28 protein-coding genes are annotated in these 18,911 nt (G+C 39.5%); 27 read left to right on the plus strand and 1 reads right to left on the minus strand.

Translation table 11 applies throughout. The features are described from left to right. The first annotated feature begins 157 nt into the window (after nucleotides 1-157). Genes ACTJKC_RS12510 through ACTJKC_RS12520 form a run of 3 tightly spaced genes read left to right on the plus strand, consistent with a single transcriptional unit; the run spans nucleotide 158 to nucleotide 4,145 of the window. The gene (locus tag ACTJKC_RS12510) at nucleotides 158-2,746 is read left to right on the plus strand and encodes a hypothetical protein (protein WP_440792348.1); all 2,589 of its coding nucleotides are present in this window, start codon (nucleotides 158-160) and stop codon (nucleotides 2,744-2,746) included. A gap of 5 nt (nucleotides 2,747-2,751) precedes the next feature. Continuing rightward, a complete protein-coding gene (locus ACTJKC_RS12515) occupies nucleotides 2,752-3,255 on the plus strand; it encodes a gliding motility-associated C-terminal domain-containing protein (RefSeq protein WP_440792350.1) in 504 nt (167 codons plus the stop codon). A gap of 11 nt (nucleotides 3,256-3,266) precedes the next feature. Then, nucleotides 3,267-4,145 (plus strand): PorP/SprF family type IX secretion system membrane protein, encoded by an 879-nt coding sequence (locus ACTJKC_RS12520; protein WP_440792352.1) that lies wholly within the window; start codon nucleotides 3,267-3,269, stop codon nucleotides 4,143-4,145. 511 nt (nucleotides 4,146-4,656) lie between these two features. Here the strand turns inward: ACTJKC_RS12520 and ACTJKC_RS12525 are convergent. After that, nucleotides 4,657-5,268, minus strand: coding sequence for a hypothetical protein (locus ACTJKC_RS12525; RefSeq protein WP_440792354.1), 612 nt, complete (start codon nucleotides 5,266-5,268; stop codon nucleotides 4,657-4,659). Nucleotides 5,269-5,439: 171 nt separating this feature from the next. Between ACTJKC_RS12525 and ACTJKC_RS12530 the strand changes: the two genes are divergently transcribed. From ACTJKC_RS12530 to secY, 24 genes are all read left to right on the plus strand, one after another. Further along, nucleotides 5,440-6,696: an NAD(P)-binding domain-containing protein gene (locus tag ACTJKC_RS12530; RefSeq protein WP_440792356.1), complete on the plus strand. Its 1,257-nt coding sequence runs from the start codon at nucleotides 5,440-5,442 to the stop codon at nucleotides 6,694-6,696. 204 nt (nucleotides 6,697-6,900) lie between these two features. Next, nucleotides 6,901-7,734: a sulfite exporter TauE/SafE family protein gene (locus ACTJKC_RS12535; protein WP_344852730.1), complete on the plus strand. Its 834-nt coding sequence runs from the start codon at nucleotides 6,901-6,903 to the stop codon at nucleotides 7,732-7,734. Next, nucleotides 7,734-8,129 (plus strand): DUF1634 domain-containing protein, encoded by a 396-nt coding sequence (locus tag ACTJKC_RS12540; protein WP_344852731.1) that lies wholly within the window; start codon nucleotides 7,734-7,736, stop codon nucleotides 8,127-8,129. Before ACTJKC_RS12535 ends, ACTJKC_RS12540 begins: the two co-directional genes overlap by 1 nt. 172 nt (nucleotides 8,130-8,301) lie before the next feature. Then, nucleotides 8,302-8,919 (plus strand): 50S ribosomal protein L3, encoded by a 618-nt coding sequence (gene rplC / locus ACTJKC_RS12545; RefSeq protein ID WP_344852732.1) that lies wholly within the window; start codon nucleotides 8,302-8,304, stop codon nucleotides 8,917-8,919. Nucleotides 8,920-8,923: 4 nt separating this feature from the next. Continuing rightward, nucleotides 8,924-9,553 carry a 50S ribosomal protein L4 gene (rplD, locus tag ACTJKC_RS12550; RefSeq protein WP_113951794.1) on the plus strand — a complete coding sequence of 210 codons (630 nt, stop codon included), beginning with the start codon at nucleotides 8,924-8,926 and terminating at the stop codon, nucleotides 9,551-9,553. 1 nt (nucleotide 9,554) lies between these two features. Further along, entirely contained in the window at nucleotides 9,555-9,845 is a 291-nt protein-coding gene (gene rplW, locus ACTJKC_RS12555) for a 50S ribosomal protein L23 (protein WP_187591699.1), read from the plus strand. Between the two features lie 20 nt (nucleotides 9,846-9,865). Continuing rightward, nucleotides 9,866-10,690 (plus strand): 50S ribosomal protein L2, encoded by an 825-nt coding sequence (gene rplB, locus ACTJKC_RS12560; protein WP_025145220.1) that lies wholly within the window; start codon nucleotides 9,866-9,868, stop codon nucleotides 10,688-10,690. Next, a complete protein-coding gene (rpsS, locus tag ACTJKC_RS12565; protein ID WP_010599906.1) occupies nucleotides 10,690-10,956 on the plus strand; it encodes a 30S ribosomal protein S19 in 267 nt (88 codons plus the stop codon). The genes rplB and rpsS overlap by 1 nt, the downstream gene beginning before the upstream one ends. A gap of 7 nt (nucleotides 10,957-10,963) precedes the next feature. Further along, a complete protein-coding gene (gene rplV, locus ACTJKC_RS12570; RefSeq protein ID WP_316827382.1) occupies nucleotides 10,964-11,326 on the plus strand; it encodes a 50S ribosomal protein L22 in 363 nt (120 codons plus the stop codon). Between the two features lie 7 nt (nucleotides 11,327-11,333). After that, nucleotides 11,334-12,176, plus strand: a complete 843-nt coding sequence (gene rpsC, locus ACTJKC_RS12575; RefSeq protein ID WP_344852733.1) for a 30S ribosomal protein S3 — start codon at nucleotides 11,334-11,336, stop codon at nucleotides 12,174-12,176. A 40-nt stretch (nucleotides 12,177-12,216) separates the two neighbouring features. Further along, nucleotides 12,217-12,639: a 50S ribosomal protein L16 gene (gene rplP, locus ACTJKC_RS12580; protein WP_010599903.1), complete on the plus strand. Its 423-nt coding sequence runs from the start codon at nucleotides 12,217-12,219 to the stop codon at nucleotides 12,637-12,639. A 74-nt stretch (nucleotides 12,640-12,713) separates the two neighbouring features. Continuing rightward, nucleotides 12,714-12,926, plus strand: coding sequence for a 50S ribosomal protein L29 (gene rpmC / locus ACTJKC_RS12585; RefSeq protein ID WP_025145217.1), 213 nt, complete (start codon nucleotides 12,714-12,716; stop codon nucleotides 12,924-12,926). A 10-nt stretch (nucleotides 12,927-12,936) separates the two neighbouring features. Next, entirely contained in the window at nucleotides 12,937-13,191 is a 255-nt protein-coding gene (rpsQ, locus tag ACTJKC_RS12590; protein WP_010599901.1) for a 30S ribosomal protein S17, read from the plus strand. 1 nt (nucleotide 13,192) lies between these two features. Further along, nucleotides 13,193-13,561, plus strand: coding sequence for a 50S ribosomal protein L14 (rplN, locus tag ACTJKC_RS12595; RefSeq protein ID WP_010599900.1), 369 nt, complete (start codon nucleotides 13,193-13,195; stop codon nucleotides 13,559-13,561). Nucleotide 13,562: 1 nt separating this feature from the next. Then, entirely contained in the window at nucleotides 13,563-13,904 is a 342-nt protein-coding gene (gene rplX / locus ACTJKC_RS12600; protein ID WP_109929319.1) for a 50S ribosomal protein L24, read from the plus strand. Next, nucleotides 13,901-14,467 (plus strand): 50S ribosomal protein L5, encoded by a 567-nt coding sequence (rplE, locus tag ACTJKC_RS12605; RefSeq protein ID WP_440792987.1) that lies wholly within the window; start codon nucleotides 13,901-13,903, stop codon nucleotides 14,465-14,467. Before rplX ends, rplE begins: the two co-directional genes overlap by 4 nt. After that, nucleotides 14,467-14,736, plus strand: a complete 270-nt coding sequence (gene rpsN, locus ACTJKC_RS12610) for a 30S ribosomal protein S14 (protein ID WP_025145214.1) — start codon at nucleotides 14,467-14,469, stop codon at nucleotides 14,734-14,736. The genes rplE and rpsN overlap by 1 nt, the downstream gene beginning before the upstream one ends. A gap of 150 nt (nucleotides 14,737-14,886) precedes the next feature. Beyond that, nucleotides 14,887-15,285, plus strand: coding sequence for a 30S ribosomal protein S8 (gene rpsH, locus ACTJKC_RS12615; protein WP_025145213.1), 399 nt, complete (start codon nucleotides 14,887-14,889; stop codon nucleotides 15,283-15,285). A gap of 19 nt (nucleotides 15,286-15,304) precedes the next feature. Continuing rightward, nucleotides 15,305-15,862, plus strand: a complete 558-nt coding sequence (gene rplF / locus ACTJKC_RS12620) for a 50S ribosomal protein L6 (RefSeq protein WP_344852734.1) — start codon at nucleotides 15,305-15,307, stop codon at nucleotides 15,860-15,862. A gap of 5 nt (nucleotides 15,863-15,867) precedes the next feature. Next, nucleotides 15,868-16,221 carry a 50S ribosomal protein L18 gene (gene rplR / locus ACTJKC_RS12625; RefSeq protein ID WP_090501109.1) on the plus strand — a complete coding sequence of 118 codons (354 nt, stop codon included), beginning with the start codon at nucleotides 15,868-15,870 and terminating at the stop codon, nucleotides 16,219-16,221. 17 nt (nucleotides 16,222-16,238) lie between these two features. Then, entirely contained in the window at nucleotides 16,239-16,757 is a 519-nt protein-coding gene (gene rpsE, locus ACTJKC_RS12630; protein ID WP_010599893.1) for a 30S ribosomal protein S5, read from the plus strand. A gap of 4 nt (nucleotides 16,758-16,761) precedes the next feature. Further along, the gene (rpmD, locus tag ACTJKC_RS12635) at nucleotides 16,762-16,941 is read left to right on the plus strand and encodes a 50S ribosomal protein L30 (RefSeq protein WP_010599892.1); all 180 of its coding nucleotides are present in this window, start codon (nucleotides 16,762-16,764) and stop codon (nucleotides 16,939-16,941) included. Nucleotides 16,942-17,077: 136 nt separating this feature from the next. Then, complete coding sequence (rplO, locus tag ACTJKC_RS12640; RefSeq protein WP_344852735.1) at nucleotides 17,078-17,524, plus strand: 50S ribosomal protein L15; 447 nt, start codon at nucleotides 17,078-17,080, stop codon at nucleotides 17,522-17,524. 7 nt (nucleotides 17,525-17,531) lie between these two features. Further along, nucleotides 17,532-18,872, plus strand: coding sequence for a preprotein translocase subunit SecY (secY, locus tag ACTJKC_RS12645; RefSeq protein ID WP_025145209.1), 1,341 nt, complete (start codon nucleotides 17,532-17,534; stop codon nucleotides 18,870-18,872). Nucleotides 18,873-18,911: the final 39 nt, after the last annotated feature.

Below are 18,911 nucleotides of genomic sequence, written 5' to 3' on the forward strand. Positions count from 1 at the left end.
AATAAAATTTTTATATATAAATCTGATTTTCAGTATTTTGTGTATTTCATCTGAGTCTTTCGTGTAAAGCGGGGCACTCTACTTATACTAATTATTAGATTTGGTCGTTCGGCTTCTTATTTTTTGCAGCCAGGCACTTAAGATCTCATCCCTATTCATGAAAAAATTTTTACTGATCGCAATGCTGAGTATGGGCTTGGCAATGGCTGTTAAAGCACAGGCTCCACAGCAATTTAACTATCAAGGAGCAGCCAGAAATGCCAATGGTACTCCGCTGGCAAATAAAAGTATATCTCTACGAATCAGTATTCTGGATGCATCAGCAACGGGTACTACGCAATATTCGGAAGTGAGAAACGTCGTAACCAATACTTTAGGTCTTTATGCAGTCGCAATCGGATCAACGGGGGCAAATTCTGTAACCGGTACAATTGGAGGGGTTACCTGGGCAAGTGGATTAAAATTCGTAAAAGTAGAAATCGATCCTGATAACGGTAGCAACTTTACGCTGGCCGGAACGGCACAATTGTTAAGTGTTCCTTATGCATTGTATGCCGCCAACGGACCAATCGGACCAAAGGGCGATCCTGGCGCTACAGGCCCGGCAGGTGCACAAGGTGTGGCTGGTGCTGTTGGTCCGCAAGGCCCGCAGGGTATTGCCGGAGCAACTGGTGCCCAGGGGCCAATTGGTTTAACAGGGGCTACTGGTGCACAGGGCGCAGTTGGAGCTACAGGTCCGCAAGGGGTAAAAGGAGATACCGGTGCAACGGGTGCTACCGGATTACAAGGTTTGCAGGGAATACCAGGGGTAAAAGGCGATAAGGGAGACAAAGGGGATATCGGACCCGTTGGTCCATCTACCGGAACTGCCGGAGGCGATTTAACCGGAAATTATCCAACCCCAACTATAGCTAATCTTCAGGGAAAAACATTAAGTGCAACGGCACCAGCCAATAACCAGGTGCTTTTATTTGATGGAACGGCGTGGAAACCGGTAACATTGGATGTTAGCCAGTTGTCAGGTGCCAAAGCTCTAACTTCAACCGATTTAAGCATCAGTGCCAATGGTACCACCGCATTGTTAAAAGATGTGGTAATTGATATTAATGCAGGAGCCGTAAGTACCATTAAACTTGCCGATGGCGCTGTAACCACACCCAAACTGGCAAATGCGGCAGTTACGTCGGTAAAAATCGGAAGCAAAGAAGTTAAGAATATAAATATAGATGATGCTGCAGTAAATACGCTTCAATTAGCTGATGGCTCGGTAACTACGCCAAAACTGGCTTATGGAGCAGTAACCTCAGTAAAAATCGGAAATAAAGAAGTTAAAAATGTGAACATAGCCGATTCTGCTGTAAATACGCTTCAACTTGTTGATGGCTCGGTAACTACGCCAAAACTGGCTGACGGAGCAGTAACTTCAATCAAAATTGGGAATAAAGAAATTAAAAATATCAATATTGACGATGCGGCTGTGAATACACTTCAGCTTGCAGATGGCTCGGTAACCACACCAAAACTGGCCGATGCGGCAGTAACCTCAATTAAAATCGGAAACAAAGAAGTTAAGAACATAAATATCGACGATGCTGCAGTAAATACGCTTCAGCTTGCAGATGGCTCGGTAACTACACCAAAATTGGCTGATGCCTCGGTTACCCTTGCTAAATTAACAACCAGCGGCGTGAGCGATGCAAATAAGGTGTACATTACCAATGCCACAACCGGAAAGCCAGAACTAATCAGCAGAACATTATTTGCCAATGCGAATGCATGGGCATTGAGGGGGAATACCGGAAATATAGATCAGAATAACAATTTTCTGGGCAATACCGATGATGTAGCCATCAATTTTTTGGTTAACGGATTAAAATCGGGGCGCTTAGGCAATTCTGCAGAAACCAATATTTCTTATGGCTATAAAACACTAACCGCAAACGTTTCAGGCTTCTACAACAGTGCATTCGGAAGGGAAGCTTTATCGGTAAATATCTCAGGTTATGAGAGCAGTGCATTTGGCTATCAGGTATTGCAACGCAGTTTTAGCGGTATCAATAACAGTGGTTTTGGCTCGCAGGCATTATCGGCCAATACGGTTGGCTCTAACAATACCGCGTTAGGTACACATACTTTAATGGCCAACGGAACGGGCGTTGCCAATACGGCAGTAGGTAGTTTGGCACTCGAAGCGAGCAACGGCGATAATAATACGGCAATAGGTTATAATGCAGGATCAAAAAATAACGGGGCAGGCAACATTTTTATTGGAAGCAATGCAGGCAGCAACAGCACAAATGCAAATAATACGCTGGTTGTAGCCAATAACAACACTATTTATCCTTTAATAGCAGGTAATTTTACTACAAACGGCGGTTCGTTAACACTTAACGGAACAGCTGCAGCAACTGCTACCGCTTATGCACCGGCAAATGCCAGTACCTTAAATATAAACGGTTCCGTTTCTGCCAGTATTTTAACTTTTACTGCTGCAGGCACTTTAACACTTGATGCCAGTCATTATACCGTTAGGATTAAAAATGCCGGCGCAAGTGTAACACTTAACCTTCCGGCAGCCAGTACTTGTAAAGGGAGGGTTTATGTGATTATTAAAGCCTTATCATCTGGTGATGTAACCCTGAATAATCCGGTGCTATTAAACGATGATTCGAGTTTAACCACCATTACAGGAAATAAAACCTTTACCATTCAAAGTGATGGTGCTGCATGGATCTCTTTAAACTAAATGCGATGAGAAAAATATACTATCCGTTTATATTCTTGTTGCTGATGTTTTTCGGAAACACGCTAAAAGCGCAGAATGTACCCTATATATTTAATTCGGCCAGTGCCTATGGTAAAATCAATAATCAGCTGTACGATTTCAGTATAGGGGAAATGGCAGTAATCCAAACTTTTCAGGCCAGCAGTACCACATTAACCCAGGGTTTTTTACAGCCCTTCCTGATTATACAAACCACAGCAGATGTTGCGGTTATAAACAATATCCTTACCCCCAACGGCGATGGTAAAAACGATTTTTTTGTAGTTAAAGGTTTAGAAAAATATCCGGATAACAAACTCACCATTTTTGATAGGGGAGGAAGACTGATCTATTCTGCCATAAATTACCAGAACAACTGGGATGGTTATTTCAACGGAAAACCATTAATGGAAGATACTTACTATTACATGCTCGATCTGGGCACCGATGGATCTGTTAAGGGTTTTATATCAATTTTATATAAAAAATAACAGGGAGAGAAATGAGATATTATATCGTGGCGCTGTTGTTTTTATTGATTACGCCAGCATTAGCCCAGCTGAACCCCATGGGGAGTATTTATTACCAGAACCAGTTTTTGGCCAATCCGGCAATGGCAGGATTAGATAGAGGACTAAACCTGAATGCAGCCTTTAAAACGCAGTGGGCAGGGGTAGAGGGGGCTCCAAAAATCCAGTACCTTACCGGCGATTATGGTTTAGCCAGCAATAAGGTTGGTTTAGGTTTGCTTTTTTATAATGAAACTGCAGGTGCCATTAATCGCACAAGGGCAACCGTAACCTACGCCTATCATTTACCATTAAATGGCGGGACTAACTTTCTGGATTTTGGTTTATCTGCCGGAATTATGAACGAATCAGTAGATTTTAATAAAGTAAAAGGCGATTTGGATGATGATGTGCTGAATAGCTTTAACGATCGGAAACTCTATTTAGATGGCGATTTTGGTGCCGCTTACCGTACGGAGAAGCTAACGCTGCAAGCAGCCCTCCCTAATCTTAAACGTTTTTTTAAAAGAGATGTGCTGAGGAATGTGGTTGACCGTTCTACCTATTTTATTGCCGCAGGTTATAAATTTACAACAGATAAACTGATTAATAGTATAGAGCCAAAACTGGTGTACAGAGGCGTGCAAAATTATGATGGTATTTTCGATGCAGGAGTAAATCTGCAGATTTTAGATAATAAACTAATGCTCAATGGCATATATCACAGTACAAACAGTTTTACAGGCGGCTTTGGCACCAATTATAAAAACCAGTTTTCACTGCTGTTCCAATACACCACCAATACTTCAAAAATGCTGAATTATAGTAACGGGGAGTTCGAGCTGGGCTTGAAATACAGTATTAAGCATTAAGAAGGCAATTTCTCTTTGAGTAAATCGAATTGTCAATTTTCAATAGCCATTTTGCCAGAAAGTTGACAACTCGTTTGATAAAATTATTTTGGGAAATTTCGCAGTAACTTTTAGTAAAAAAGTTCCGCTCCTGTTTTGATCGGATTTAGGTGGCCAAATGGTGCTGCTTTGGGTGTAATAAACCCGACAGCAGCGGCAGCTCCCGATTTAAGCATTTTTTTTTGTTTTTTAAGGTGTGCTTGCTTGTTCACAGGTTTCATCGGGACTATAGCGAATGGCGGGGCTAGCAGAACAGAAGCACCACAAGCCCTGCTTTACAACTAAAATAATAAGTATTTTAAAAGCCTTTGGCAAATTACCTTTGGCCCTTGCTTTGGAATGAGAAAATGATTGAATTTTGAATGACCAAATAACGCTAAATCATTCAGTCATTCAATCATTCAATCATTCAAAATTCAATCATTCAGTCATTCAAAATTCAATCATTCAAAATGCAATCATTAAGCTTTGCCTATCTCCCCCGGCCTTCGTCCCATTTATTCCGCTCATCCTGAAGCTCACGGGCCAGTTTCATTTCTTTATCTTTTGCTTTTACCTTGTGTGCCTGAAACTCATCAGCCACTTCCTGGTAAAGTTCAGTCCTGTATTTTGCCTCATGCCTTAATTTGCCCGATTGAAAAATCACAAAGGCAAGCCCTATTGCCAATACAATAATAATGGCCCAAACAATGGTATTGTAGGTGCCCTTATCGAAAGAAATTCCTAAAAATTTAATATCGTTAACTGCGGCAGTGGCATTGGCCAAAGAGCTTTCTTTACCGGATACTTCGCCCTTTAAGCTCGAAATATTGCCTGCCTGCGCTTTAATCTCCTGGCGTGCTTCCTGCAGTTGTTTGCGTTCTTTTTTCAATGTATCTGTAACACTTTTCCATAAGGCCGATAACCGGGTTGGGTTGATCAGTCTTGCGCCATACAAGCTTTTAGATTTCGATAACATGAAGTTATACTGCCCGTTTAAAGATGGATCAGTATTCTTTGTGGTGTCTTGTTTTGTTTGTGCAAATGCGAAATTTACAAATAGCAAAGCGGCTAAAAACAATAGGGTGTGTTTAATTTTCTGCATAGTTTAATATAGGTGTTAGATTGTAAAACTACATTTTTATCCATTTCCTGCTTAATATATTTTAATTAAGCTTTTATTAAAATAAATAAAATTGCCTTTGGTTTAACCTCTAAATAACAATTTTATCTAAGTTTTATTATAAAATAATTTACGATAGGTTACATTTGTTGCATGCAAATAGGAATTATTGGTTTAGGCGATATGGGCAAATTGTATGCCCTGTCGTTTGTAAATGCTGGTTATAAGGTATGTGGGGCAGATATGCCTTTGCGTTTTGCTGATTTAAAAAACGAACTGGAACCAAAGGGAATCGAAGTTTTGATTGATGGCCATGAGGTTGCGCGTAAATCAGACTTTATTATCTATTGCGTTGAAGCCGAAAAAATTGATGAGGTGGTAGCTGTTTTTGCCCGATCTACAAAATATGGTGCCATAGTAGCAGGACAAACCTCTGTTAAACACCCTGAAATCGCTGCTTTTGAAAAACACCTTCCTGAGGATACCCAGATTGTAACCTGCCACTCCTTGCATGGGCCTGCTTTTAGTCCGGAAGGGCAAACGCTGGTGGTGGTGCGCCACCGTGCAACTGATGCTATTTATGCACAGGCCCTGGAAATTTATAAATCTTTAAAATCGAACATTATTGAAATGGACGATTACCGGGAACATGATCGTATTGTGGCCGATACACAGGCGGTTACGCACATGGGTTTCGAAAGCATGGGATCGGCCTGGAAAAATGCAGGTTTCTTTCCATGGGACAATCCGGCATACGCAGGGGGAATCGATAATGTTAAAATTTTAACTACGCTCAGGATTTTTAGCTATAAATCGCACATCTATGCCGGTTTGGCCATTTTAAATCCTTATGCACAAAAACAGGTAAAGTATTATGCACAGGCAGAATCAGAACTGTTTAAACTGATGATCTGCGAAAACGAGACTGAGTTTAGAGAAAAAATTTATGCTGCCCGCGATTTTGTTTTTCACGAGAGCCGTTCGCTTTTGCTGCTGGACGATAACATCATGAAAGAATTCAGCCTGTCGGATGCCAGCCATAAACAAAAGCCTAACTCGCATTTAAGTTTGCTGAGCATGGTTTATGCCTGGTATAAAATGGGCGTAAACCCATACGATAACCTGATCTGCCAAACACCACCTTTTAAATTAAGGTTGGGTATTGCCGAGTATCTTTTCAAAAATGAAGCGATGTTAGAAGAATCGATCAGCACCGCTTTATATGATAAATCTATCCGTGGCGACGATTTAGAGTTTCATACTGCCGTGCACGAATGGGCTTCGATTATCGGATACGGCGATTTAAAAGGTTACAAAGAGCATTTTGAAGCGGCGAAATCATTTTTTGCCAATCGTTTAAACGATGGCAGGGATTTAAGTGCAGAAATGATTAAGAGACTGGGTAAATGATGGAAAATGGAAAATGGATGAGGGAAAATGTAGGATGGACGATGGTTGGTATTCAGTCGACCATTTTCCATCTCACCTGTTACATTATCCCTTCAGATCATCCGTTTTCCACCTCCCATCTTACATCATCCATATAACATATAGACTTTATTTTATTCCTTTAATCCTTCGTTTCCCCAAAAACAGTGCATTATATTTGCCCGCATGTCGGTATTGCTGTTTACCATTATCGTTTTATTAGGTGCTTTCTTAGCCGGATTATTGGGTTCGCTAACCGGTTTAGGTGGTGGGGTAATTATCATCCCATTGCTTACTCTGGCTTTGGGGGTAGATATTCATTACGCCATCGGTGCATCTATTGTTTCGGTTATTGCTACCTCTTCAGGTTCGGCAGCTGCCTATGTAAAAGAAGGCATTACCAATATCCGCATCGGGATGTTTTTAGAAATCGCGACCACCATAGGGGCGGTTTGCGGTGCCATAGTAGCGGTATATCTTAATGCAAATTACATTGCCATTCTTTTTGGCTGCATCCTGATTTTTTCGGCCATCATGACCTTAAAGAAAAAGGTAGACCACACCACTTTAGACGATACCGATAAATGGGCCAGATTTTTTAAACTAAACGGATCTTTTCCTGATAAAGGTACAGATCACGCTTATGCTGTAAAACATGTTCCGGGAGGGTTTTTAATGATGTTATTTGCCGGGACATTATCCGGACTGTTAGGTATTGGCAGCGGAGCCTTAAAAGTAATTGCGATGGATAACATTATGCGTTTGCCATTTAAGGTATCAACCACCACCAGCAATTTTATGATGGGGGTTACCGCTGCAGCAAGTGCGGTAGTTTATTTACACCGCGGGCAGATTGACCCTGGTATTGCCATGCCGGTTTGTATTGGTGTTTTAACAGGCGCTTCTTTAGGCTCAAAAGTTTTATTGCGTACCAAAACCGATAAACTAAAAATGGTATTTGCTGTAGTGGTGGTATTTCTGGCCTTGCAGATGATTTATAAAGGAATAAGCGGATTATAATGGATAAGGCAGGTAAAGAAAATATCAATGATAAAGATATCCAGTTAATTCTGGGTACGCTTTTGCGTGCCGGTGTTATCATTTCGATGGGTATCGTATTAATTGGCGGGGCAATTTTTTTGGTTCACCATCAGGGTGCCGTTATCGATTATAAGGTTTTTAAACCCGAACTTAACAAGTTTTCTTCCATAGCTGCTATATTTAAAGGTGTATTAACTTTTAAAGGTGATGCCATTGTTCAATTTGGTATCCTGATGCTCATTTTTACCCCGATTGCACGCATTGTTTTCGCTATTTTCAGCTTTTTAATAGAGCGCGATTACCTTTATGTACTCATTGGGATCATCATTTTAACCATCATAACCATCAGTTTAAATGGTGGTTTAGCACATTAACATCTCTTTTTAAGTTAAATCCCATCATATCAGCAATTTATTTGAAAAAATATTTGGCTAACTATTTGAAAATTAATATTTCTTGCCTATCTTTGCCGTCCCTTTCGGGGGATGTACAACCACCTTGAACGAAGCCCTACTGCTTCGATGGGTGTTAAAATTAAAAGATAAAATGTCAGGAATTATTGGAAAAAAAGTAGGAATGACCAGTATCTTTGATGCCGAAGGAAGAAACATTCCTTGTACGGTAATCGAGGCTGGACCTTGTGTAGTTACACAGGTAAAAACCGAAGAAGTAGATGGTTATTCATCAATCCAGTTGGGTTACGATGAGAAAAAAGAGAAAAACACAACTCAACCATTGAAAGGCCATTTCGCGAAAGCAAACACAACTCCGAAACGCAAGCTGGTAGAATTTGATTCATTTACAACTGCACTTAATTTAGGTGATGTTGTAACTGTTGATTCATTCGCAGAAGGCGATTTTGTTGATGTTGTAGGTACCTCAAAAGGTAAAGGTTTTCAAGGTGTTGTAAAACGCCACGGATTCGCCGGTGTTGGTATGCAGACTCACGGTCAGCATAACCGTTTACGTGCCCCAGGTTCATTGGGAGCGTCATCTTTCCCTTCACGTGTATTCAAAGGAATGCGCATGGCAGGAAGAACAGGTGGAGACAGGGTAAAAATTCAGAACTTACAGGTTTTGAAAGTTTATGCTGATCAAAACTTATTAGTAGTTAGTGGTTCCATTCCAGGAGCTAAAGGTTCTTACGTAATCTTAGACAAGTAATCAGATGGAAGTTAAAGTATTAAACATTTCAGGTAAAGAAACAGGTGCCAAGGTGCAACTTCCTGAATCGGTATTTGGTATCGAGCCTAACGACCACGCGATTTATTTAGATGTAAAACAGTATTTGGCTAACCAACGTCAGGGTACTCACAAATCTAAACAACGTAATGAGATTGCAGGTTCTACCCGTAAACTATACAAACAAAAAGGTACAGGTGGTGCACGTGCCGGAAGCATTAAATCTCCGTTATTCAATGGTGGTGGTCGTGTTTTTGGTCCTCAGCCACGTGATTATAGCTTTAAATTGAACAAGAAATTAAAATCATTAGCACGTAAATCAGCTTTAGCTTATAAAGCAAAAGATAACAACGTGGTAGTTTTAGAAGATTTCAACTTCGATACAGCTAAAACTAAAAACTATACAAGTTTATTGGCTGCGTTAAACGTAGGTACTCAAAAAACTTTATTGGTTTTACCTGCGCAAAATAATAATATCTATTTATCAAGCAGAAACGTTCAGAAAACTAAAGTAATCTCGGCAGCAGATTTAAATACTTATGATGTATTAAACGCTGGTGTACTTGTGTTAACTGCTGATTCTGTTAAAACTTTGGAGGAGGCATTTGCCAAATAATATGGAAATTTTAAAAAAACCAATATTAACCGAAAAAGCTTCAGCTTTAACTGAGAAATCTAACCGTTTCACTTTTAGCGTTAGCCACAAGGCTAATAAAATCCAGATCAAAGCTGCTATTGAGAAATTGTACGGTGTAACCATCGTTGCAGTTAACACAATGGTTGTTGATGGAAAAGCTAAATCACGTTACACTAAAGCAGGTTTTGTATCAGGCCGTAGCCCTAAATACAAAAAAGCAATCGTAACGTTAAAAGACGGCGAAACAATAGATTATTACGCAACCCTTTAATTTAATAATTCATTATAACTATGGGCTTAAGAAAATTTAAACCAGTTACTCCAGGTACCCGCTTCAGAGTTGGTGCTAGTTTTGCGGAGATTACAGCAACCAAGCCCGAAAAATCATTGGTTGTATCATCAAAAAAGTCTGGTGGACGTAACAATACAGGTAAAATGACTATGCGCTACATGGGCGGTGGTCACAAAAAATCATATCGTTTAATCGATTTCAAACGCGATAAATTCGATATTCCTGCAACAGTAGCTACTGTTGAATACGATCCAAACCGTACTGCCCGCATCGCATTATTACACTATGCAGATGGCGAGAAGCGTTATATTATTGCTCCAGAAGGATTGCAAGTTGGTTCGGTATTATTATCGGGCGATAAAGCAGCACCTGAAGTAGGTAACACTTTAACTTTATCGAAGATTCCATTAGGTTCTATCATCCACAACGTGGAGATCCACCCTGGAAAAGGAGCACAATTAGCTCGTAGTGCAGGTGCTTACGCACAATTAGCTGCCCGCGATGGTAAATATGCTACTTTAAAAATGCCTTCAGGCGAAACCCGTTTAATCCTGACTTCTTGTCTTGCTACTATCGGTGCTGTATCTAACTCAGATCACGCAAACGAAGTATTAGGTAAAGCTGGTCGTAAACGTTGGTTAGGCCGTCGTCCGAGAACAAGACCGGTAGCGATGAACCCTGTCGATCACCCAATGGGTGGTGGTGAAGGTAGATCATCAGGTGGTCACCCACGTTCAAGAAACGGTGTGTTAGCTAAAGGCTACAAAACCAGAGAACTTAAAAAATATTCTAATCGTTACATCATAGAGAGAAGGAAGAAATAATGGCTCGTTCGATAAAAAAAGGACCTTATATTGACCATAACGTAGAGAAAAAAGTAAACTCTATGAATGATTCAGGCAAAAAGTCTGTAATCAAAACTTGGTCTCGCAGATCAATGATATCACCAGATTTCGTGAATCATACATTTGCAGTACACAACGGAAATAAATTTATCCCTGTGTACGTAACAGAAAACATGGTTGGTCACAAGTTGGGAGAATTTGCTCCAACCAGAACATTCAGAGGACACGCTGAAAAGAAAAAATAATTAGACAATGGAAGCAATAGCAAAATTAAACAATTGTCCAACCTCACCACGTAAGATGCGTTTGGTTGTAGATCTTATCAGAGGTGAACGTGTAGAAAAAGCATTAAGCATTTTAAAGTTTACCAATAAAGAAGCAGCAATAAGAGTTGAAAAATTATTATTATCTGCTATCAAAAACTGGGAAGCTAAAAATGATGGTGCCCGCCCTGAAGAAAGTCAACTTTTTGTTAAAACAATTATGGTTGATGGAGGCCGTCAGTTAAAACGCTTACGTCCGGCTCCTCAAGGCCGTGGATATAGAATTCGTAAACGTTCTAACCACGTAACGCTGATTGTAGATAGTAAAAACACAGAAACAACTCAAAACTAATTAGGAAATGGGACAAAAAGCAAATCCAATAGGTGCCAGGTTAGGAATTATCAAAGGATGGGATTCTAACTGGTTCGGTGGCAACAACTACTCCGATAAATTAGTTGAAGATGAGAAAATAAGAAAATACCTTTCTGCCCGTATCGCTAAAGGTGGTGTTGCAAAAGTAGTTATCGAACGTACGTTAAAACGTATCACTGTAACTATCCACACAGCCCGTCCAGGTATCGTAATCGGTAAAGCAGGAGCTGAGGTTGATAAAATCAAAGAAGAGTTAAAGAAATTGACTAAAAAGGAAATTCAGATTAACATCTTCGAAATTAAACGCCCTGAACTTGATGCACAGTTAGTTGCAGAAGGTGTTGCAAAACAATTAGAAGCAAGGATCTCATTCCGTAGAGCAATGAAATCTTCTATCGCATCAACCATGCGTATGGGTGCTGAAGGTATCAAAATCATGACTTCTGGTCGTTTAGGTGGTGCTGAGATGGCACGTACCGAGCAGTACAAAGAAGGAAGAGTGCCTTTGCATACATTCCGTGCTGATATTGATTATGCTTTAGCTGAAGCCTTAACTACTTATGGTAAAATAGGTGTTAAAGTGTGGATCTGTAAAGGTGAGGTTTATGGAAAACGTGATTTGTCTCCAAACATTGGTGCAACAAACAACGGTCCAAAAGGCGCATCAGATAAACCAGCTTTCGGCGGAAGAGATAACAGAGGTGGTGGAAGAGATAACCGTGGCGGTGGTAACGACAGACGTGGTGGAAACCAGGGCGGTCGTGGTCCGGGTCAGGGTGGTCCAAACAGAGGTGGTGGCGCAGGCGCTAACAGAGGTCCTCGTAAATAATTGATTTATTAACATCGTTTAACGATTAGAACAAAATAAAATGTTACAGCCAAAAAGAACGAAGTTCAGGAAGATGCAAAAAGGCAGAATGAAGGGTTTAGCTTCTCGTGGAGCTGAATTAGCATTCGGATCTTTCGGTATCAAATCTCTAGAAGCTACTTGGATCACAAGTCGTCAGATAGAGGCTGCCCGTATTGCCGTAACTCGTTTCATGAAACGTGAAGGGCAAGTATGGATCAGGATATTCCCGGACAAACCAGTAACTAAAAAACCTGCTGAGGTACGTATGGGTAAAGGTAAAGGTGCTCCTGAATATTGGGTAGCAGTTGTAAGACCTGGACGTGTAATTTTCGAAGCTGAAGGTGTGCCTTTAGAAGTTGCTAAAGAAGCATTACGTTTAGCCGCACAAAAATTACCAATCCAAACCAAATTCGTAGTACGTAGAGATTACGTAGAAGCATAGTAAAGGTGTTGAGATGAATGTTGTAAATACTTGTTTATTATAACCGCTACACTCAACGTAAAAGAAAAATAAAAATGAAAAATTCAGAAATCACAGGGCTTTCAAAAGAAGAATTAGTAGCTAAGATTGCGGAAGAAAAAGAGAACTTGTCAAAATTAAAGTTCGCACACACTATTTCAGCTATCGAAAATCCTTCGCGCATTGCAAAAGTAAGGAAAGACATAGCCCGTTTAAACACTGAGTTGACTAAAGTGAAAAACACTGAGTCAGCTACTGAAACTAAATAATTCGAGAGTCATGGAAAGACAATTAAGAAAAACAAGAACGGGGTTAGTGGTAAGCAACAAGATGGATAAATCTGTTGTAGTGAGCGTTGAGCGTAAAGTAAAACACCCGATTTATGGTAAGTTCGTAAAGAAAACTACCAAATTTATGGCTCACGACGAGAAAAACGAATGCGGTATCGGTGATACCGTATTGATTATGGAAACTCGTCCTTTGAGTAAAAACAAGAACTGGAGATTGGTACAAATTTTAGAAAGAGCTAAATAAGATGGTACAACAGGAATCGAGATTAAACGTTGCTGATAACAGCGGCGCAAAAGAAGTATTGGTAATTCGCGTGCTAGGTGGAACCGGCAAACGTTATGCTTCAATTGGTGATAAAGTAGTTGTTACCGTAAAAAGCGCGTTACCTTCTGGTAACATTAAAAAAGGTACAGTTTCTAAAGCAGTTGTTGTAAGAACTAAAAAAGAAATTCGTCGTAAAGATGGTTCTTATATCCGTTTTGACGATAATGCAGCTGTATTATTGAACGCACAGGATGAGCCAAGAGGTACACGTATCTTTGGCCCGGTTGCGAGAGAACTACGTGAAAAACAATTCATGAAAATTGTATCATTAGCACCGGAGGTATTATAAAATGGGAAACAAAGTAAATACACCATCAAAACTTAAAATCCGCACTGGAGATTTAGTTAAAGTAATTGCTGGCGATTCAAAAGGTCAACAAGGAAAAGTACTTTCAGTACAAATAGATAAAAACAGAGCCATTGTAGAAGGCGTTAACTTAGTATCTAAACATACTAAACCAAATGCTGCTAATCCTAACGGTGGTATTATTAAAAAAGAAGCTGCTCTTCACATTTCTAACTTGATGTTGGTTGATCCAAAATCTGGTAAAACTACCCGCGTTGGTCGTAAACTTAACGCAGATGGTAAATTAGTTAGAGTTGCTAAAATTTCAGGAGAGGAGATTAAATAATGGCTACACCAAGATTAAAAAGCAAATACAAACAAGAAGTTGTAAATGCACTAAAAGAGAAATTTCAGTACAAAACTGTAATGCAGGTTCCTAAATTGGAAAAAATCTGTATCAATCAGGGTGTTGGTCGTTTTTCTGTTACAGATAAAAAGATTATGGATACCACTATCGTTGAGCTGACTACCATTACTGGTCAGCAAGCGGTTCCGGCTAACTCTAAGAAAGATATCTCTAACTTTAAATTACGTAAAGGTATGCCGGTAGGCGTACGCGTTACTTTACGCGATAACAACATGTATGAGTTCTTAGATCGTTTGATCTCTGTAGCTTTGCCACGTATCCGCGATTTCAAAGGTATTAACGATAAAGGTTTTGATGGAAAAGGTAACTATACATTAGGCGTTACTGAACAAATCATCTTTCCTGAGATTAATATAGATAAAATCAATAAAATTTTAGGGATGGATATAACTTTCGTAACTTCGGCAAAATCTGACGTTGAGGCTCTTGAGTTATTGAAACAATTCGGATTACCATTTAAAAATCAAAAAACAGCAGAATAATGGCAAAAGAAGGTGTAAAAGCACGCGAAGTTAAGCGCCAAAAATTGGTAGCTAGATACGCTGAAAAACGTGCAGTATTAAAAGCTGCAGGAGATTTCGAGGGTTTAGATAAATTACCTAAAAACTCATCTCCGGTACGTTTACACAACCGTTGTAAATTAACTGGTCGTCCTCGTGGATATATGCGTACCTTTGGTATTTCAAGGGTAACATTCCGCCAGATGGCATTAGACGGTAAAATACCAGGTGTTAAAAAAGCATCTTGGTAATATAGCTTAAAGCTGAAAGCTCAAAGTCTAAAGCGATGCATGTCGCTTTAGTCTTTGTGCTTTAGTCTTTTTGCTTTTAAAAGAATTTTAACCGGTAGCAGGTCCCACAGCTGGGTAGCAGAAGGAAACCACTATCAAAAACAATAAAAAATGAATACAGATCCAATAGCAGATTATTTAACAAGAGTAAGGAATGCCATTAAGGCCAACCACCGTGTTGTAGAAATTCCTGCATCAAACCTTAAAAAAGAAATTACTAAAGTTCTTTTCGACAAAGGTTACATCGCGAACTACAAGTTTGAAGATACTACAGTTCAAGGCATCATTAAAATCGCTTTGAAATACAATCCGATTACTAAAGTTCCTGCTATTCGTACTTTAGTGCGAGTAAGTAAACCAGGTTTGAGAAACTATGCTGGTGTTGAAAATATGCCAAGAGTATTAAACGGTTTAGGTATCGCAATCTTATCTACTTCTAAAGGTGTAATGACCGATAAAGAAGCAGCCAAATTAAACATTGGTGGTGAGGTATTGTGTCACGTTTATTAATATTTAGGAGAACAGCACAATGTCAAGAATAGGAAAAGCCCCAATTACAATCCCTGCAGGTGTTACAATTACCGTATCAAATGATAACGTAGTAACTGTAAAAGGTCCTAAAGGTGAATTAACACAAGCAGTTGATACAGATATCACTGTAAGTCAGGAAGACGGAATTTTAACAGTTCAACGTCCTTCAGAACAAAAGAAACACAAAGCATTACACGGTTTATATCGCTCATTGCTTAACAACATGGTTGTTGGTGTTACAGAAGGTTACAAATTAACCCAGGAATTAGTAGGTGTTGGTTACCGTGCTACAAACACAGGTAATACATTAGATCTGGTTCTAGGTTATTCTCACCATTATGTATTCCAGTTACCAGAAGAGATTAAAGTAACTACATCTTCAGAAAAAGGTCAGACGCCTAAAATTATTTTAGAAAGTATTGACAAACAATTGATCGGTCAGGTAGCAGCGAAAATCCGTTCGTTACGTGCACCAGAGCCATACAAAGGTAAAGGTATCAAGTTTGTAGGTGAAGTGTTAAGAAGAAAAGCAGGTAAATCAGCATCTAAAAAATAGTAATCATGGCAGGTAAAAAATTATCAAGAAGAGATCGTATTAAAAAAGGGATCAGAAAAAGACTTACCGGTTCGGAAGAACGTCCAAGGTTATCTGTATATAGAAGCAATAAAGGGATTTATGCGCAGGTAATTAACGATGTAACCGGTACAACAATAGCATCAGCATCATCATTATCGAAAGATTTTACTGGTACTGGAAACAAGAGCGACCAATCAGTAGCTGTAGGCAAATTAGTTGCCGAAAAAGCAATCGCTGCAGGTGTTAAAGAAGTTGTTTTCGATAGAAACGGCTATTTATACCACGGTCGTGTAAAATCGTTGGCAGAGGGTGCCCGCGAAGCTGGTTTAGTATTTTAATCTGAAGAAAAAGTAAGATGTCAACTATTAATATAAAAAGAGTAAAAACCACCGATATCGAATTAAAGGATCGTTTGGTTAGTATACAACGTGTTGCCAAAGTAACCAAAGGTGGCCGTACTTTCAGCTTCTCAGCAATTGTTGTTGTAGGTGATGAAAACGGTGTTGTTGGTTTCGGTTTAGGTAAAGCGAAAGAGGTAACTGAAGCAATTGCAAAAGGTGTGGATGATGCTAAAAAGAACTTGGTAAAAGTTCCAATTTTAAACGGTACCGTTCCTCATGAGCAAATCGGTAAATTCTCAGGTGGTTTTGTATTGATCAAACCAGCTGCAGTAGGTACCGGAGTAATTGCAGGTGGTGCGATGCGTGCCGTATTAGAGAGTGCTGGTGTACATAACGTACTGGCAAAATCTAAAGGATCATCTAACCCACACAACGTGGTAAAAGCAACTGTTGATGCGTTAACTAAAATGCGCGATGCTTATACAGTAGCTCAAACCCGTGGTATTGATTTAAACAAAGTATTTAACGGATAAAATCATGGCTAAGATCAAAATAACACAAGTAAAAAGCGTTATCGACAGAAGCGAGCGCCAAAAAAGAACCGTTCAGGCTTTGGGTTTATCAAAAATGAACCAAAGTGTTGAGGTTGAAGCTACACCACAAATTATCGGTATGGTTCGCAAAGTGAACCACTTGGTAGCAATCGAAGCAATTTAAGAGAATTATCAAATGAATGAATTTTGAGTGGAAGAATGTGCATATTGCAAAACATTCAATCATTCAAAATTCAGTCATTATTTATTTATCGTTGTACCTGTTTAGTGAAAGCGAAGGGCAACACAAATTCAAAAAAATGAATTTAAGTAATTTAAAACCTGCAGTAGGTTCTACAAAAAACAGCAAAAGAATTGGTCGTGGTACAGGTTCTGGTCGTGGCGGTACTTCAACCCGTGGTCACAAAGGTGCGGGTTCTCGTTCAGGTCACAAAACCAAAATCGGTTTCGAAGGTGGTCAAATGCCTTTACAACGTCGTGTGCCTAAAGTTGGTTTCAAACCAATTAACCGTACTGAGTACATTGGTGTAAACTTAGATGTTTTACAAGCTTTAGCTGAAAAACACAACTTAACAACTATCGATTTTGCTGCTTTACAAGCACATGGTTTAGCTTCTAAAAACGACTTGGTTAAAATTTTAGGTCGTGGCGAAGTTAAAGCAAAGCTAGAAATTACAGCACATGCGTTCTCTGCAACCGCACAAAAAGCTATTGAAGCTGCAGGTGGTTCTATTGTAAAATTGTAATTATTAAATGAAGAAGCTATTTACTACTTTAAGTAATATCTGGAAAATTCAGGAATTAAAAGAGCGTATATTGTTTACGCTCTTAATTCTTTTGGTATACCGTTTCGTATCTCACGTGGTTTTACCAGGTGTAGATCCAACTGCTTTAGGCAATAACGAAAAATCGGGACTTTTAGGCTTACTGGATATGTTTGCCGGAGGATCTTTCTCTCGTGTGTCTATCTTAGCATTGGGGGTAATGCCTTATATCTCTGCGTCTATCGTGGTGCAACTATTGGGTATTGCTGTTCCTTCTTTCCAAAAAATGCAGAAAGAGGGCGAAAGTGGTAGAAAGAAAATGAACCAGATTACCCGTTACCTAACGGTAGCGATCACAATCGTTCAATCTGTTGGTTACGTTAAAACGCAGGTTCCTGCAGAAGCTATTTTATTGCCAAACACTTTATTTTTAGTATTATCTACGTTTGTATTAACGGCAGGTACATTATTTGTAATGTGGTTAGGTGAAAAAATTACTGATAAAGGTATTGGTAACGGTACATCACTAATCATTATGGTTGGTATTATTGCCCGTTTACCAGTTGCAATTTCTCAGGAGTTTAGTGCCCGTGTAGGTTCTGCCAGTGAAGGTGGAGGCCCGGTTGCTTTGGTTTTAGAGATCGTTGCATTATTTGCTGTGGTAATGTTTACCATTTTAATTGTTCAGGGTGTACGTAAAGTGCCTGTACAATACGCTAAGAAAATTGTTGGTAACCGCCAGTTTGGTGGTGTTCGTCAGTACATTCCTTTAAAAGTGAATGCTGCAGGTGTTATGCCAATCATTTTTGCTCAGGCGTTAATGTTCATTCCAGGTGCTTTAATGCAGTTTGTTCCTTCTTTACAGGGTTCATGGTTAATCCAGTTTAGTAACACAACTTCGTTGGCTTATAGCTTAACGTTCGCTATTTTAATTATTGCATTTACTTTCTTCTATACCGCCATTACAGTTAATCCAACTCAAATGAGCGATGATATGAAGAAAAACGGTGGTTTCATTCCAGGTGTTAAACCAGGTTTTGCAACATCAACTTTTATTGATGATGTAATTTCTAAAATCACTTTCCCGGGTGCAGTATTCTTAGCGATCATTGCTATCCTTCCTTCGTTAGCGGTTAAGTTTGGTATTAAACAAGAGTTTGCACACTTCTTTGGTGGTACTTCTTTATTGATTTTGGTTGGTGTTGTATTGGATACTTTACAACAGATCGAAAGCTATTTATTGATGCGCCATTACGATGGTTTAATGAAAACGGGTAGGGTTACAGGCAGAACAGGTGTTCCTGCTGCAAGTAGCAACGCAGCGTTGTAAGAAATGGAATTATTGAATTTTGAATGATTGAATAAGTAA

Source organism: Pedobacter sp. 22226, from assembly GCF_052045455.1.
In the GTDB taxonomy this organism is placed as follows: domain Bacteria; phylum Bacteroidota; class Bacteroidia; order Sphingobacteriales; family Sphingobacteriaceae; genus Pedobacter; species Pedobacter jeongneungensis.

Excerpts from the sequence above, each read along its gene's own strand:
- rpsS (WP_010599906.1), top strand. The coding sequence starts at position 10,690 with ATGGCTCGTTCGATAAAAAAAGGACCTTATATTGACCATAACGTAGAG.
- rplP (WP_010599903.1), top strand. The coding sequence starts at position 12,217 with ATGTTACAGCCAAAAAGAACGAAGTTCAGGAAGATGCAAAAAGGCAGA.
- secY (WP_025145209.1), top strand. The coding sequence starts at position 17,532 with ATGAAGAAGCTATTTACTACTTTAAGTAATATCTGGAAAATTCAGGAA.
- ACTJKC_RS12520 (WP_440792352.1), top strand. The coding sequence starts at position 3,267 with ATGAGATATTATATCGTGGCGCTGTTGTTTTTATTGATTACGCCAGCA.
- ACTJKC_RS12515 (WP_440792350.1), top strand. The coding sequence starts at position 2,752 with ATGAGAAAAATATACTATCCGTTTATATTCTTGTTGCTGATGTTTTTC.
- rpsH (WP_025145213.1), top strand. The coding sequence starts at position 14,887 with ATGAATACAGATCCAATAGCAGATTATTTAACAAGAGTAAGGAATGCC.
- rpsC (WP_344852733.1), top strand. The coding sequence starts at position 11,334 with ATGGGACAAAAAGCAAATCCAATAGGTGCCAGGTTAGGAATTATCAAA.
- rpmC (WP_025145217.1), top strand. The coding sequence starts at position 12,714 with ATGAAAAATTCAGAAATCACAGGGCTTTCAAAAGAAGAATTAGTAGCT.
- rplW (WP_187591699.1), top strand. The coding sequence starts at position 9,555 with ATGGAAATTTTAAAAAAACCAATATTAACCGAAAAAGCTTCAGCTTTA.
- ACTJKC_RS12535 (WP_344852730.1), top strand. The coding sequence starts at position 6,901 with ATGTCGGTATTGCTGTTTACCATTATCGTTTTATTAGGTGCTTTCTTA.
- rpsQ (WP_010599901.1), top strand. The coding sequence starts at position 12,937 with ATGGAAAGACAATTAAGAAAAACAAGAACGGGGTTAGTGGTAAGCAAC.
- ACTJKC_RS12510 (WP_440792348.1), top strand. The coding sequence starts at position 158 with ATGAAAAAATTTTTACTGATCGCAATGCTGAGTATGGGCTTGGCAATG.
- rplO (WP_344852735.1), top strand. The coding sequence starts at position 17,078 with ATGAATTTAAGTAATTTAAAACCTGCAGTAGGTTCTACAAAAAACAGC.
- rplN (WP_010599900.1), top strand. The coding sequence starts at position 13,193 with ATGGTACAACAGGAATCGAGATTAAACGTTGCTGATAACAGCGGCGCA.
- rplX (WP_109929319.1), top strand. The coding sequence starts at position 13,563 with ATGGGAAACAAAGTAAATACACCATCAAAACTTAAAATCCGCACTGGA.
- rplB (WP_025145220.1), top strand. The coding sequence starts at position 9,866 with ATGGGCTTAAGAAAATTTAAACCAGTTACTCCAGGTACCCGCTTCAGA.
- rplF (WP_344852734.1), top strand. The coding sequence starts at position 15,305 with ATGTCAAGAATAGGAAAAGCCCCAATTACAATCCCTGCAGGTGTTACA.
- rplD (WP_113951794.1), top strand. The coding sequence starts at position 8,924 with ATGGAAGTTAAAGTATTAAACATTTCAGGTAAAGAAACAGGTGCCAAG.
- rpmD (WP_010599892.1), top strand. The coding sequence starts at position 16,762 with ATGGCTAAGATCAAAATAACACAAGTAAAAAGCGTTATCGACAGAAGC.
- rplC (WP_344852732.1), top strand. The coding sequence starts at position 8,302 with ATGTCAGGAATTATTGGAAAAAAAGTAGGAATGACCAGTATCTTTGAT.
- rpsE (WP_010599893.1), top strand. The coding sequence starts at position 16,239 with ATGTCAACTATTAATATAAAAAGAGTAAAAACCACCGATATCGAATTA.
- rpsN (WP_025145214.1), top strand. The coding sequence starts at position 14,467 with ATGGCAAAAGAAGGTGTAAAAGCACGCGAAGTTAAGCGCCAAAAATTG.
- ACTJKC_RS12540 (WP_344852731.1), top strand. The coding sequence starts at position 7,734 with ATGGATAAGGCAGGTAAAGAAAATATCAATGATAAAGATATCCAGTTA.
- ACTJKC_RS12525 (WP_440792354.1), bottom strand. The coding sequence starts at position 5,268 with ATGCAGAAAATTAAACACACCCTATTGTTTTTAGCCGCTTTGCTATTT.
- rplV (WP_316827382.1), top strand. The coding sequence starts at position 10,964 with ATGGAAGCAATAGCAAAATTAAACAATTGTCCAACCTCACCACGTAAG.
- ACTJKC_RS12530 (WP_440792356.1), top strand. The coding sequence starts at position 5,440 with ATGCAAATAGGAATTATTGGTTTAGGCGATATGGGCAAATTGTATGCC.
- rplR (WP_090501109.1), top strand. The coding sequence starts at position 15,868 with ATGGCAGGTAAAAAATTATCAAGAAGAGATCGTATTAAAAAAGGGATC.